The sequence below is a fragment of the Rossellomorea aquimaris genome (genome assembly GCF_020172085.1).
Classification (GTDB): Bacteria; Bacillota; Bacilli; order Bacillales; family Bacillaceae_B; genus Rossellomorea; species Rossellomorea aquimaris_E.
The window spans coordinates 1,679,076-1,693,434 of sequence record NZ_JAIVAT010000003.1; the positions used below are offsets into that span (position 1 = coordinate 1,679,076).

The window sequence follows — 14,359 nt, forward strand, 5'->3', positions numbered from 1 at the left end:
CTTAGATGGATAGAAGTATTTTATCTAAATGGAGAAGGGTCAGGAGTCTCTTATCTTGTTTAACAACCCCACCGATGTACTCAGCCTCCACTACTCCAACGACTTCTGGAGATGGTTCAATCGAGTCTGTTGAAACATCCAGTACATCATTGGCAGCATCCACGATCAAACCAACTTCTTTATCTTCTAAACCTACTATAATCACACGAGTACTCTCAGTCGGCTCTCCGAATGGCAAATCAAACCTGCACCTTAAATCAATAATGGGTGTAACCACTCCGCGTAAATTGATGACACCTTTTACATAGGAGGCGGTCCTCGGAACTCTTGTAATATGTTCGAGTTTTTCGATGGATCGTACTTGATTCACAGGAATGGCATATTCCTTATCAACTAATTGAAAAACGATAAGCTTTAAATCTTCCACTATATCTGTCACTTCACTCATTACCCTTACCTCCTACTTAATTAACGCATTGCAATCGACAATTAGTGCTACTTGCCCATCCCCGAGAATGGTAGCTCCGGAAATCGCAAAGACATCATTTAAATAATTTCCTAATGATTTCAATACAACTTCCTGCTGACCTATAAAGGAATCGACGACCAGACCAGCCATTTTTTCTCCTTTACGAACAATGACCACAGAATATAATTCTTCTTCATTTGAATGTTTAGGTACTTCGAATACATCCTCAAGGAACAGTAACGGAACCACTTTTCCTCTGAAATCAATTACCTTTTGATTATGCGCATTCATGATTTCTTCCTTTTTCACAATAGCTGTCTCAATAATAGAAGAGAGTGGGATGGCGTACTTTTCTTCTTCGATTTCAACAAGCATGACGGAAATAATCGATAAAGTAAGAGGTAATTGAATGGAGAACAATGATCCCTGGCCAACAGTGGAATCGATTGTAATCGAACCTCCAAGCGACTCGATCGTTGCTTTCACAACATCCAATCCCACACCTCTACCGGAAATATCGGAAATTTGTTCAGCTGTAGAAAAACCTGATGCCAAAATGAGCTCATAAATTTGTCTATCTGATAATGTTTTGGCTGTTTCTTCCGAGACAATTCCTTTTTGGATTGCTTTTTCGAGAACACGCTCTTTATTGATGCCGGCTCCATCATCTTCAAGTTCGATAAAGACGTGATTTCCACTATGATACGCTTTCAACTTCACCGTACCTTGTTCTGGTTTTCCATTTTTCATTCGGATTTCAGGCATCTCAATGCCATGATCCAGTGCATTACGGATGAGATGGACGAGAGGGTCCCCGATTTCATCAATCACTGTACGGTCAAGTTCCGTTTCAGCACCGATGATTTCCAATTCGATTTTTTTATTCAAATCTCTTGCCAGCTGTCTGACCATTCGTGGAAAACGATTAAATACGGTCTCTACAGGGACCATACGCATATTGAGGATGATATTTTGTAAATCTCCTGAAATTCTCGTCATTCTTTCAACTGTTTCATTTAACTCAGGATTATTCAAATCCTTTGAGATTTGTTCTAACCTTCCTCTATCAATGACGAGCTCCTCAAAAAGATTCATAAGGACATCCAGTCGTTCTATGTTTACGCGTATCGTTTTACTAGAAGGATTCGATTGTTTGGAAACGTTTCCTGAGGACTTAGAAGCTGGCACCTCTTTTTGCCCATTGTCTACAATTTCTCCCTTTACCGGCTCGATAGCTGAATCCTCCGGTTGATTCTGATTCTGGAGGCCGTCCGCAGTGAGTTCCATAACAGAGACGTCGTCCACTTCAGATACTTTACGTACATGATTCTCTAAATCTTCAGCCTTTTCTTTTGATACGACTGCAATGACGAATGAATGGTCGAATTGCTCTTCTTCAAGCTGATCTACCGTAGGAAGGGATTTGATGACTTCACCCATCTTTCCAAGGACTTCAAAAACCATATATACACGGGCGGCTTTAAGCAGACAGTCTTCCCGCAGGGTAACTGAAATTTCAAAGCAGCGGAATCCCTGCTCAAAGGATTGTTGAATAACCGTTTGTTCATAGGCTTCATACTGCATGGATTGGATTTGCAATTCAGGAGTAGCGATAGCTGCAGCGATCTCTTTCACTGCTTGAGTATCCTGGATATGTTCCCCTCGTTCGATTGCCTGAAGCATTTCCACTACTTCCGTTACATCTCTCTTACCATCTCCCCCATCCGCTATGGAAAATACCATCGCTTCAAGGTCATCAACAGATTTAAACACAACGTCCAATATTTCAGGAGTTACCTTTATTTGTTCGTTACGTATGGCATCCAGAACATTCTCCATTTTATGGGTGAGATTAGCTAAATCCTCGAACCCCATCGTGGCAGACATACCCTTTAATGTATGAGCTGACCGAAAAATTTCATTGACAATCGCAAGGTCTTGGGGATTTTTCTCTAATTCAAGTAGTTGTTCATTACAGGTTTGCAGATTTTCTTTACTCTCTTCAATGAAAACTTCTAAATATTGACTCAATTCCATATACTACACACCTCTCTACACCATGTACGTCATTATTGATCCGGGGATATTCCCGATATGTTCAACCTTATCAACTAACTTTGTTGCGATAGCCGATTTCGGCATCCCAAACACAATACAAGTCTCTTCTGATTCTGCAATAGCCTTCACTTCTCCGCTTTCTTTAAGTCTGATCAATCCGTCCGAACCATCAGAACCCATGCCCGTCATAATGACGGCTATTTTGCTGTAAGTACGGATTATGCTTGCAGACTCGAACAAAATATCCACTGAAGGTCTATGGCCATTTCTAGGTGCTTCATCTTTTGATAGCTGAATGGATAATTGGCGGCCATGATCCTTCACTCTAGTATGAAAACCACCTGGTGCAATATAGGCTGTCCCGTTTCGAAGGACTTCGCCATCCTCAGCTTCCTTCACGTGTATGGCAGATTGACCATTTAAACGATCGGCAAGTGATTTCGTAAACCCAGGCGGCATATGCTGGACCACAATGATGGGTGCTTCCAAATGACGTGGTAACGCAGTCAACACGTTTTGCAAGGCGCGGGGGCCACCCGTCGATGTTCCAATCAGTATCATTTTTGGAGAATTTGAAAGCAAGGGACGATCAGAAGGTAAAGCTTCTGATCCTTCACAAATACCCTTTAATGATATACTTGCTGAATTCTTTTGGTACAGATCTGTCATTTTCGTCACATTCACTTTACTTGCTGCCACTACTTTTTCTACCATTTCATCTTGAATCTTATGGAGATCCAGTGAAATGGTCCCAGAAGGTTTCGCGATGAAATCAACAGCCCCAAGCTCCATGGCTTTGACAGTCTCCTCTGCCCCCTCTTTCGTTGTTGAAGAAAGCATGACAACAGGAACTGGACACTCCTCCATGATGTGCCTTAAAGCTTCAATTCCATTCATTTTCGGCATCTCTACATCAAGAGTTACGACATCGGGCCGAAGTTTTTTTATCTTCATGATCGCGTCTTCGCCATTCCTTGCAATTCCAACCACTTCAAGCGCATTGGAGGCTGATAAAAAATCTGATATTAGCTTTCTCATAAATGCTGAATCATCAACAACTAAAACCTTTTTCATTCAGGACTTTTACCTCCCAAAAAATAAATTTCGTATTCTATTGACAAACCCTGACCCTTTACTTTCCGGGTTTTCTGCCGCCCCCGTGAGATTATGAACCATTGCTCGAAGACTCAACGCCATGTCTGATGCTGGATAACCGACGACGATTGGCATTTGGTTTATGACTGCCTTTCTGACTGTTGAATCCTCGGGAAGTACTCCCAATGATACAATTTCCTTTTGCAGAAATTTTCTCACGGTTTCTTGTAATCTAGTGATCGTTTCAAGTCCTTCTTTCCTGAATTCAGCACGATTGCATAAGAGGTAAAAGGGTTTCCCCTCATCCCTCAGGTAAATATACTTCATCATGGAGTAAGCATCGGTGATGGATGTCGGCTCAGGAGTTGTGACGACGATCATTTCATCCATGGCTAGGAGAAATTCCAGTGTTTCCTTTGTTGCACCTGCACCCATATCAAAAAGGATATAGTCATAATGATGAATGGCATATTCCATTACTTCAAAAAAACGTTCCATTTGCTTCTCTTTCCACTCAACTATATCTTTTAGGCCATTCCCCCCACTTATGTAAGAAATACCATGAACATTTTCACATATAATCTTATTGATTTCTAGTTCTTTTTCCTCAATGTAGTCCATGATAGAGTATGAATGATGACTCCCGAGTAGGATATGAATATTCCCCATCCCTATATCCATGTCAAATAATAGGACCTTCTTATTCTCTTTACCGATCAAAATAGAGAGGTTCGTCGAGATATTCGATTTTCCAACCCCTCCTTTCCCGCTTACAATCGCAATGGTTTTTGCAGGTTTGGAGTCTGTCAGGAGCATTTTCCTCCTTAGGCTATATGCTTGATCTTTCATGGCAGAATCCTTTCATTAGCAATCGAACGATTTCATCCACATTCATCTCTTTAATGTCTTCAGGAACATCTTGACCATTGGTTACGTAAGCTGCGCCAATTCCCGTTTCTGACATCAAATTGATCATTGAACCGTAGCTTGATGTCTCATCTAATTTGGTGAAGATAAACCGATCAATATGAATGGGGGAAAATTGCGATATAATTTCTCTCATATCATTTTCTTTACTAGTAAATGAGAGAACGAGGAAGGTTTCCATCTGTTGATTAAAATCAATAATACTTCGCAAATCCTCAACATATTTCTTCTCCCTGAAATTACGACCAGCTGTATCAATGAAAACATGATCGTAATCTACAAATTTATCGATCGCTTTTTTAAAATCCTCCATCTTATAGACGACTTCCACGGGCACATTCAGTAAACCAGCATACGTTTTCAATTGTTCAATCGCAGCTATCCGGTACGTGTCAGTAGTGATAAAGGCAATTTTCATTCGTTTTTCAATCACTGCTTCCGCTGCCATTTTGGCAAGTGTCGTAGTTTTACCAACACCTGTTGGGCCGATTACATTAATATATTTTCTGCTATAACTTATACCGCCCATTTCAATCCCGTTTAAGTGATGATGAAGGAACTCTTTCACTTCTTTCATCGCCCATTCTTCTATTCCTTCATGTGGAAGAGAATGGTTTGGGATCTTCTTTTCCAACTCGTCCCCGAGTAGATAGAGTGCAGAATCATTTACCTCGTGCTTTTTAAGGTAAAGTAAAATTTCCTGAACAACATCATGAAACTTTTCAAATTGATTCTTAGATTTTAGGGTAGATATCATTTGTTTTAATTCCTTTAATTCTGATTCTACCATTCTAGTTGGTTCAAACTCTGTCTTCTTCTCATACTCTTTCTGAGTCAGCGACGGAGACATCGCTTTTGACCTTACTCTGCTGATTTCCAACTTTTCGCTCGCTACCTCAGGGTCGATGGCAGCGATCACTTCAATCATTTTTTTCTTGAATAACCCAATAAATCCGCCTGTGTAGGTGACTTTAGAATTTAATATTACTGCATCTTCTCCTAATTCCGTTCTAACCTTCTTCATGGCTTCATTCATGGTTGGAGCCGCATACTTCTTTACTTTCATCCTACATTCACCACCCCTAAGCTTTGCACTTCTACATTTGCCTCTAGTTCGTTATAAGAAATGATCGGTACCTGAGGGAAATATCTCTCCGTTAATTGTCTAACGTACATTCTCACTGCAGGTGAACACAGAATGACGGGGGACTCTTCCATCAGGGACAGCTGCTCTACTTGTGAAGCAACAGCTTCCAATATGCTTTGAGAGTCATTTGGATCCATAGATAAATAATTGCCATGCTCTGTCTGTTGAATGGCATCTGCAATCAATTTCTCCACTTTACCGGACATCGTGACAACCTTTAAAGAAGTTTCTCCCTGAACAAATTGGTTCGTGATCTGTCTTGCAAGTGATTGTCTTACATATTCTGCTAACAAATCTGTATCAGAACTCATCTTGCCATAATCGGCAAGTGTTTCAAAGATTATTGGTAAGTTACGGATAGAAACATGTTCTTTTAATAACTTGGAAAGAACCTTTTGTACTTCACCAACGGTTAATGGGTTCGGTGTCACTTCCTCGACAAGGATTGGGTAAGTTTCCTGCAGATGATCGATAAGTTGCTTCGTTTCCTGTCTACCAAGGAGTTCGTGAGCGTTATTCTTGATCATCTCCGTGATATGAGTGGACACAACAGAAGGTGGATCCACTACCGTATAGCCGAAGATCTCTGCCTGCTCCTTCATTTCTTCTGAAATCCACTTAGCAGGGAGACCGAATGACGGCTCTATGGTATCAATCCCTTCAATGGAATCATCTTCAACCCCTGGACTCATGGCAAGATAATGATCCAAGAGCAATTCGCCACGGGCCATTTCATTCCCTTTGATCTTCAACCGATATTCGTTTGGCTGAAGCTGAATATTATCCCTGATCCTGACCACGGGGATGACAAGGCCAAGTTCGATGGCTAATTGACGTCGAATCATGACGATCCTGTCAAGAAGGTCTCCCCCCTGATTGGTATCTGCGAGTGGTATCAGTCCATATCCAAACTCAAATTCAATTGGATCGACATTGAGAAGATTCACTACGCTTTCAGGGCTTTTCATCTCATCCTGTTCTACTTCTTCTTCCATTTCCATGATGTCAGCATCATTTTCTTTAGGCGACCTTGAAAGCATATAACCGCCGACCCCTAATAGGGCCGCTACGGGTATCGTTAAGATATCATTGATGGGTGTTGCGATTCCTAGCATGAAAATAGTGAACGCAGATACATAAAGCATGACAGGATAAGCAAGCAACTGGTTCATGATATCCTGGCCCAAATTCCCTTCAGATGCAGCCCTTGTTACCACGATCCCAGTGGCTGTCGATATTAACAGTGCCGGGATCTGGCTGACGATACCGTCACCAACAGTAAGAAGTGAATACCGGGTTGCTGCCTCCGCAATAGGAAGCCCTTGTTGAGTCATTCCGATGATGATCCCGAATATCAAATTGATCATGACAATGACGATCCCTGCGATCGCATCACCTTTTACAAATTTGGAAGCACCGTCCATCGCACCATAGAAGTCGGCTTCCTTCCCCACTTTTTCACGACGGTTTCTTGCATCGTGTTCAGAAATCATCCCGGCATTCAGATCCGCGTCAATGCTCATTTGTTTCCCAGGCATTGCATCAAGTGTAAAGCGTGCAGCTACTTCTGAAACACGTTCGGATCCTTTTGTAATGACAATGAATTGGATGACGATCAATATGATGAATACAACCAGCCCAACAAGAATATTTCCACCTACAACGAATGTTCCAAATGTTTCCACAACGTCCCCTGCTTCACCCTTACTAAGGATCGATCTCGTTGTGGAAACATTTAGACCCAATCTGAAAAGCGTCAATAGTAATAAAAGGGAAGGAAATATAGAAAACTGTAACGGTTCATTCATATTCATGGAAATTAGGAGGACAAGTAACGCAAGTGAAATATTAATAATGATCAATAGGCTTAATAACCAGGATGGAAATGGAATGATCAGCATCGCAACAATTAATATAACACTGGCTAGTACGGATAAATCTCTTGCTGGCATTGTTTCTCTCCTAACTGCTTACATCTGGTTTTTTATTCGGTAAACATAAGCTAAAATTTCTGCTACTGCCTTGAAAAACTCTTCTGGCACGGCATCACCGATTTCTGCCGAATCATAAAGCGAACGTGCTAGTGGCCGATTCTCCACCATGACGACATCATGTTCACCTGCAATGTATTTAATCTTTTGCGCGAGGTAATCCACTCCCTTAGCCACGACAAATGGGGCATCCATTTTATCTTCGTCGTATTTAAGCGCTATGGCAAAATGGGTGGGATTTGTAATGACAACATCTGCTTCGGGAACTTCCTGCATCATTCTTCTCATGGCCATCTCCCGCTGCCTTTGTTTAATTTTCGACTTGATAAGCGGGTCGCCTTCAATGTTTTTATGTTCATCTTTCAAATCTTGTTTGGACATTCTGATATTCTTTTCGAAATCGTATTTTTGATAAAGAAAATCAAACAGCGATAAGAATAACAAAGCCAAAGACGCTGCAATCCCCATTTGGATCGCCAAATTTGCCATCGTTGTCAATGAATCTCCCACCGATTTAAAAGATAGGCTAAGGACTCTGTCGATATTCATCCATAGAATGACAAACGTTATGGCCCCTACAAAAGAAATCTTTAATATTGATTTTAATAGCTCAACGATTGCACGTAAGGAAAAGATTCGTTTGAACCCTTTTATGGGGTCGATTTTCTCTAATTTAGGCTGTAAAGGCTCTGCTGTGAACATAACTCCCACTTGGATATAATTAGAAAACAAACCTGCAAGGAGTGCAATGATCATGACCGGTCCAAGAAGAAGGGCAATTTCCTTCATCAGGTCCATCGTGATGACCTGAACCGTATTTTCGGTAAGTTCCATGAGCATGTATTCCTGAAACGTTTGATGAAACAAATCAAACACAATATCGCCTATATAGGAAGCACTGAAGGTCATAAATAAAAATACTGCAAGTAGGATAATCGCTGTGTTGACATCCTGGCTTTTCGCTGTTTGTCCTTTTTTTCTTGCGTCTTCTCTTTTCTTTGGAGTTGCTTTCTCCGTTTTTTCCCCGCTGAAATACTGTAGGTCTAATGATAGCAACTGCAATTTATGTGCCTCCAATAATTTTCATTAAATCTCTCATGGTCACAAACATCATTTCAAACAGCTTTTGCATGACCGTGAACGTTACACCCATTACAATAAATAAAACGATAAAGGCAACCGCAATTTTTATGGGAAACCCGACAACAAAGATATTTAACTGAGGTACGGTCCTCGCCACGATACCTAATGCAACGTCTACCAGAAAAAGAGTAGCCACAACTGGAATCGACATCTGGAATGCAATGATAAACATGGAATTAAAGGCCGAGATGACATAATCGACTAAGTTCTCATTTCCAAATGGAATCCATGGTCGATCGATGGGAATCAATTGATAACTGTAGAAAATCCCATCGAGCAATAAATGATGGCCATTTAGAGCGAGCAACAGCAATAAAGCGAATGTGTACAAGTATTGTCCGGTCAAAGGACTCTGTGATCCAGTTTGAGGATCGATCACATTGGCAATGGCAAACCCCATTTGAAAATCAATGAACCCGCCTGCAATTTGAATAGCCGTAACAATCATATAGGCAACAAAACCGATCAACAGACCGACCATAGCTTCTTTCATGATCAATAAGAAGTATTGCCCGTTAATTTCGAATGCCTTTGAGTCAATCGTATAATACATTACCCAGGAGAGCACCACCGAAAAAGCGATACGGTGCTGGGCAGGTATATTCCGGTATGAAAATAACGGCATTGTGACAAAAAACGATGATACCCTGACAAATACAAGTAGGTATACCGATAGAATAGGTACGAGTTCTTCCATTCCTTTACCCCACAAACCTTGTCAAGTCTGAAAAAATCTGTGATGTATACGTCACAAGCTTTGTTAACATCCACGGCCCAAAGAAGACAATGCCGATCAAAACGGCAACGATCTTCGGAATGAAGGCAAGTGTCTGTTCTTGAATCTGTGTTGTTGCTTGAAAAATACTGACAATCAACCCGACAACGAGGGCTAACAATAACAAGGGGCCCGATACGATAAGGGTTACGTAGATCCCTCTCTCTGCTATGGAAATTACGGATTCAGCATTCATTAAAACTCACCTACTTAAAAACTTTGTAAAAGAGATTTTATTACCAAGTACCAACCATCAACCAAAACAAAAAGCAAAATCTTGAAAGGCAAGGAAATCATCACAGGTGGCAACATCATCATCCCCATAGACATCAACACACTGGCAACAACCATGTCGATGACGAGGAATGGAATGAAAATCATGAAGCCTATTTGAAATGCCGTCTTGATTTCACTCAATGCAAAAGCTGGCACTAAGGATGTGAGGGGGATATCTTTCACAGATTCCGGTCTCTCAGCACCGGAATACTCGAGAAATAACTCCAGATCCTTTTGTCTTGTCTGCTTACTCATAAATTCTTTAAACGGAATGGAAGCCTTATCGTAAGCTTCTTCAAGATTAATCTCTTCATTAAAAAGAGGAGTCAATGCTTCATCGTTCACTTCCTGAAAAGTAGGAGCCATTATAAAGAAAGTAAGGAATAAAGAGAGTCCAATCAACACCTGATTCGGCGGCATTTGTTGTGTAGCAAGGGACGTCCTGACAAAGGACAGGACGATCATGATCCGTGTGAAAGACGTCATCAAGATCAGAATGCTAGGGGCGAGCGATAAAACAGTAAATAATAATAATAGCTTTACACTCGTTGAAACATTATCTGCAGAACTGCTATTAAAAAATTCCATGAACTCATTCATCTGAATGATTCCCCTTATTTTTTAATTCCTGCATCATCTTTTTTCTACCTTTGTTTATTTCCTCGAGCTGAGTTCTCAACTGTGACTGAAATGAATTCCCCTCCATATTTGTCGAAGATCCTTTTATCTTGTTGATCCAGCTGAATACCGCCGGTGGCCCATAAGGTATTTGAGGTTCCTGATAGTACGAAAGAATTTCCTTTTTCTCATCTTCATTCGTCACTTCTTTCAAAAGCTGAATATCTTCCCCGACTCCTAATACGAGAACCTGATTGCCTACTTTCACAATTTGCACGGAACGATTACCACCAAGTGGTGCTCCACCTAAATGATTGATTAATTTTGTTTGTTGAAACGATCTGCTCTTTTGATTAATGAACTTCAATAAAAAATAAATAAGTGCAACGACAAATACAAGAGCGACGATCATTTTTAGATAATCTACAAATGTAACGGAAGTGGAAAGCCCTGATTCGGGACTTTCCACTTCATTTATTTGTTGACCATTGCATTTATCCGGATGCTCTATACAATCTTTCACATTATTCACTTCAGCGGATACAGTAAGGCTAGAAGCTCCCGCCGTTAGAAAGAAAAGCATTATACCTAATAAAATTTGAAACTGTTTCACTATCATGCACCTTCTTATTGATGTTAGCTTAGCGCTTTCTGGATCGCTTCGATTACACGATCTGCCTGAAATGGTTTCACGATAAAGTCCTTTGCTCCCGCTTGAATGGCATCAATGACCATAGCTTGTTGTCCCATCGCTGAGCACATGATAATTTTCGCACCAGCATCAATCGTTTTGATCTCCTTCAAGGCTGCAATCCCATCTTTTTCAGGCATGGTAATATCCATGGTCACAAGATCCGGTTTTAATTCCTTATACTTATCAACAGCTTGACTTCCATCCGCTGCTTCCCCAACGACATCGAAGCCATTTTTCGTTAAAATGTCTTTAATCATCATTCTCATAAAGGCTGCATCATCCACGATTAGAATTTTGTTTGCCATTTTCTTCATCCTCCATCATCTCATTAAGAATCATTTCTATTTATTTTAATTTTTTAATTCGATCACTTTGACTAACAATGTCTGTTATCCTGACTCCAAAGTTTTCGTCGATGACCACGACTTCCCCCTTTGCCATCAGTTGGCTGTTCACGAGAATATCTACCGGCTCCCCTGCTAACTTATCGAGCTCAATGATTGAACCTGATGATAATTCGAGGATATCCCTCACCGATCGGTTTGTTCTCCCAAGCTCTACTGTCACTTGAAGCGGGATGTCCAATAACATATTTAGGTTTTTCGTTTCCTGCTGTCCTAAGGAAGCAGGTTCGAAACTACTGAATGTAGCAGGCTGTACATTGACGGGCTCTGAGTACGATGCTTGTCCTCCCAAATGCTGTGGTGATCGATCAATACTCTCTTGAACGTGATTGTTTACAGGTTCAGGCGCTGTTTGAGGACTATCCATAACCGGTGGCGGAGCCGCCGCCACTTCTTCCTGTGCACCACCATTCATTAATTCATCCACTAGACTTCTGGCAAAACTTAACGGCAGAAGCTGCATGATATTAGAATCAATGAGATCTCCAATCTTCAAAGAAAATGAAACCTTCACCAGAAGATCCTGATCCGGGAGATTCTCCTCACCTTCTCCTTGTGGGATATACATGAGGTCAATGGATGGGGGTGAAATATCGACTTTCTTGCTAAATACCGTCGACATGGATGTTGCAGCAGAACCCATCATCTGATTCATGGCTTCCTGGACTGCACTGAGCTGAATTTCACCTAAATCACCAGATGGATTTCGGCCATCACCACCCAGCATCAAATCGGCAATGATTGAGGCATCCGATTGTTTAATCACCAGTAAGTTCACACCTAAAAATCCTTCAGTATATTTAACTTGGATGGCTACATAGGGATGTGGGAATTCTTCTTCTAAATGATTCTTATTAATAATGGATACTTTAGGCGTCGTTATCTCCACCTTCTGATTCAGCAGTGTAGAGAGTGCTGTTGCTGAACTCCCAAAAGATATGTTCCCGATCTCACCTAAGGCGTCTTCTTCCATTGAGCTGATATAATCACTCATGTTGATCTCTTTACGGTCTTCTATTACTTCTTCAGGCTCTGCTGATCCTCGAAGCAATGCATCTATTTCATCTTGCGATAACATATCATCACTCATCATCGTCTTCTCCCCCCTTCAACGAATCTAAAATTTGGACAGCCATTTTTTTATTTGATTTACCAGGCTGAGCCGTAAACTTAGGAATCTCACCCACTCGAATGGTCAAAGGATCATCGATTCTTGTTTTCATTTCAATAACATCACCTATTGAAAGCATAAGGAATTCCTCAATGGTGATATCCGATTGGCCTAATTCAGCGACAATCGGTACTTGCGCTTGCTTGATTCTTCTTTCAAGAAGAGCGGTATCTTCAGGATTACTTTCTTTCCGTTTTGACTCCATCCAATAACTTCCTGATAGCTTCGGAAGAATGGGCTCCAATACAACATGAGGAATACAAATGTTGATCATGCCACTCGTTTCACCTATCGTTGTGTTCAATGAAATGACCACTACGGTCTCATTGGGAGAGACCATTTGTAAAAACTGGGGATTCACTTCAAATTCAGCAAACACCGGATCAACGTCCACCACTGTGCTCCAAGCTTCCCTAAGATTTTCAAACGCCTTTTCAAATAATTGGCTCATGATCCTTGTTTCGATTTCGGTCAAGGACTCAACCTTGTTGACACTGACTCCTCTTCCCCCCATCACACGATCCATCATTGAATACGCAATATTCGGGTTAATCTCCATGAGGATCCTTCCATCCAGCGGAGGCAGTTCATACACATTCAATATTGTCATTTTCGGAACGGAACGAATAAATTCTTCATAAGGAATTTGATCGGCAGAAGCTACATTTATTTGAACATATGTCCTTAATTGAGCAGAGAAATAAGTGGTTAAGATCCTTGCAAAGTTCTCATGGATCCTGGTCAAACTTCTTATTTGGTCTTTTGAAAACCTCAGTGCCCTTTTAAAGTCGTATACTTTGACTTTTTTCTCTTCTTCTTCTTTTTTGAAATCATCCGCACTCATTTCCCCTGTATTGAGGGCAGATAACAGGGCATCTATTTCACTTTGGGACAATATTTCACTTGCCATCTCTTCACCTCCAAACCTTCCACTAACAGCTGCCTTACTGAATCATCATAGAGGTGATATACACTTTTTCTACCGCGCCTTCCTGCATAAGGGAGTTCACTTTGTCTTTCACCTTTGTTTCGACCAATTCTTTCCCTTGTTTTCCTTGCAGTTCTTCTGCTTTCAATTCTGAAAGCTCTTCTATGATAATATTATTCACTTGAAAATCTCTTTTCTCTAGTTCTTTCTTTGCTTTTTTACTATCCGTCTGGATCTTGAATGAGATCCGGATAAAGTCATTGCTCATTAAATTGGTTGTGGTTTCAGGTATGTCTACTGAATTCTCGATCACTTCTTCGATGGAAGGTTCTTTCGCTTTTTCTTCCCCTGAGAATTTCAGTACAACAACCAAAGCAATGACACCCACGAAGGTAATGGTCACCAAAGATATCATCATGATGGTCATAGCTTTACTCTTCATCTTGTACTTCCTCCCTCCTGTGGCAGATTAAGCAGGTTCACTCTTTCATAGAACGTACATGACAGGGCGTTAACCTCGTCCACTGTCTCTTTCACCACATACCGCCTTCCGTTCGATAACAGAATGGTTGTATCCGGAAACGCTTCTACTGTTTCTATGTATAAGGCATTTAAAGTAAACGATTTACCATTCAACCTGGTTAATGTAATCATTCATATTTG

16 protein-coding genes are annotated in these 14,359 nt (G+C 40.9%); all 16 read right to left on the reverse strand.

The window, feature by feature from the left end; all coding sequences use genetic code 11:
• Window position 1: 1 nt before the first annotated feature.
• From LCL96_RS09365 to LCL96_RS09440, 16 genes are read right to left on the reverse strand one after another with little or no spacing between them, the layout of a single operon-like run.
• The gene (locus LCL96_RS09365) at window positions 2-448 is read right to left on the reverse strand and encodes a chemotaxis protein CheW (protein WP_224941112.1); all 447 of its coding nucleotides are present in this window, start codon (window positions 446-448) and stop codon (window positions 2-4) included.
• A gap of 12 nt (window positions 449-460) precedes the next feature.
• Window positions 461-2,506: a chemotaxis protein CheA gene (locus LCL96_RS09370; protein WP_224941113.1), complete on the reverse strand. Its 2,046-nt coding sequence runs from the start codon at window positions 2,504-2,506 to the stop codon at window positions 461-463.
• Between the two features lie 15 nt (window positions 2,507-2,521).
• Window positions 2,522-3,601, reverse strand: a complete 1,080-nt coding sequence (locus LCL96_RS09375) for a protein-glutamate methylesterase/protein-glutamine glutaminase (protein WP_224941114.1) — start codon at window positions 3,599-3,601, stop codon at window positions 2,522-2,524.
• A gap of 9 nt (window positions 3,602-3,610) precedes the next feature.
• Entirely contained in the window at window positions 3,611-4,471 is an 861-nt protein-coding gene (locus LCL96_RS09380) for a MinD/ParA family protein (RefSeq protein WP_224941115.1), read from the reverse strand.
• Window positions 4,452-5,615, reverse strand: a complete 1,164-nt coding sequence (gene flhF, locus LCL96_RS09385) for a flagellar biosynthesis protein FlhF (RefSeq protein WP_224941116.1) — start codon at window positions 5,613-5,615, stop codon at window positions 4,452-4,454. The genes LCL96_RS09380 and flhF overlap by 20 nt, the downstream gene beginning before the upstream one ends.
• Entirely contained in the window at window positions 5,612-7,648 is a 2,037-nt protein-coding gene (gene flhA, locus LCL96_RS09390; protein WP_224941117.1) for a flagellar biosynthesis protein FlhA, read from the reverse strand. The genes flhF and flhA overlap by 4 nt, the downstream gene beginning before the upstream one ends.
• 18 nt (window positions 7,649-7,666) lie before the next feature.
• On the reverse strand, window positions 7,667-8,749 hold the full coding sequence (flhB, locus tag LCL96_RS09395; protein WP_224941118.1) for a flagellar biosynthesis protein FlhB: 1,083 nt from the start codon (window positions 8,747-8,749) through the stop codon (window positions 7,667-7,669).
• 1 nt (window position 8,750) lies between these two features.
• Window positions 8,751-9,527: a flagellar biosynthetic protein FliR gene (fliR, locus tag LCL96_RS09400; protein ID WP_224941119.1), complete on the reverse strand. Its 777-nt coding sequence runs from the start codon at window positions 9,525-9,527 to the stop codon at window positions 8,751-8,753.
• A 4-nt stretch (window positions 9,528-9,531) separates the two neighbouring features.
• Window positions 9,532-9,801: a flagellar biosynthesis protein FliQ gene (gene fliQ, locus LCL96_RS09405; protein ID WP_224941120.1), complete on the reverse strand. Its 270-nt coding sequence runs from the start codon at window positions 9,799-9,801 to the stop codon at window positions 9,532-9,534.
• A gap of 14 nt (window positions 9,802-9,815) precedes the next feature.
• Window positions 9,816-10,481: a flagellar type III secretion system pore protein FliP gene (gene fliP / locus LCL96_RS09410; RefSeq protein WP_224941121.1), complete on the reverse strand. Its 666-nt coding sequence runs from the start codon at window positions 10,479-10,481 to the stop codon at window positions 9,816-9,818.
• Window positions 10,474-11,112: a flagellar biosynthetic protein FliO gene (locus LCL96_RS09415; protein WP_224941122.1), complete on the reverse strand. Its 639-nt coding sequence runs from the start codon at window positions 11,110-11,112 to the stop codon at window positions 10,474-10,476. The genes fliP and LCL96_RS09415 overlap by 8 nt, the downstream gene beginning before the upstream one ends.
• A gap of 23 nt (window positions 11,113-11,135) precedes the next feature.
• Window positions 11,136-11,498, reverse strand: coding sequence for a response regulator (locus tag LCL96_RS09420; protein WP_224941123.1), 363 nt, complete (start codon window positions 11,496-11,498; stop codon window positions 11,136-11,138).
• Window positions 11,499-11,538: 40 nt separating this feature from the next.
• Window positions 11,539-12,690: a flagellar motor switch phosphatase FliY gene (gene fliY, locus LCL96_RS09425; RefSeq protein ID WP_224941124.1), complete on the reverse strand. Its 1,152-nt coding sequence runs from the start codon at window positions 12,688-12,690 to the stop codon at window positions 11,539-11,541.
• Window positions 12,680-13,678: a flagellar motor switch protein FliM gene (fliM, locus tag LCL96_RS09430; protein WP_224941125.1), complete on the reverse strand. Its 999-nt coding sequence runs from the start codon at window positions 13,676-13,678 to the stop codon at window positions 12,680-12,682. The genes fliY and fliM overlap by 11 nt, the downstream gene beginning before the upstream one ends.
• 34 nt (window positions 13,679-13,712) lie before the next feature.
• Complete coding sequence (fliL, locus tag LCL96_RS09435; protein WP_224941126.1) at window positions 13,713-14,138, reverse strand: flagellar basal body-associated protein FliL; 426 nt, start codon at window positions 14,136-14,138, stop codon at window positions 13,713-13,715.
• On the reverse strand, window positions 14,135-14,350 hold the full coding sequence (locus LCL96_RS09440; protein ID WP_224941127.1) for a flagellar FlbD family protein: 216 nt from the start codon (window positions 14,348-14,350) through the stop codon (window positions 14,135-14,137). The genes fliL and LCL96_RS09440 overlap by 4 nt, the downstream gene beginning before the upstream one ends.
• Window positions 14,351-14,359 lie beyond the last annotated feature (9 nt).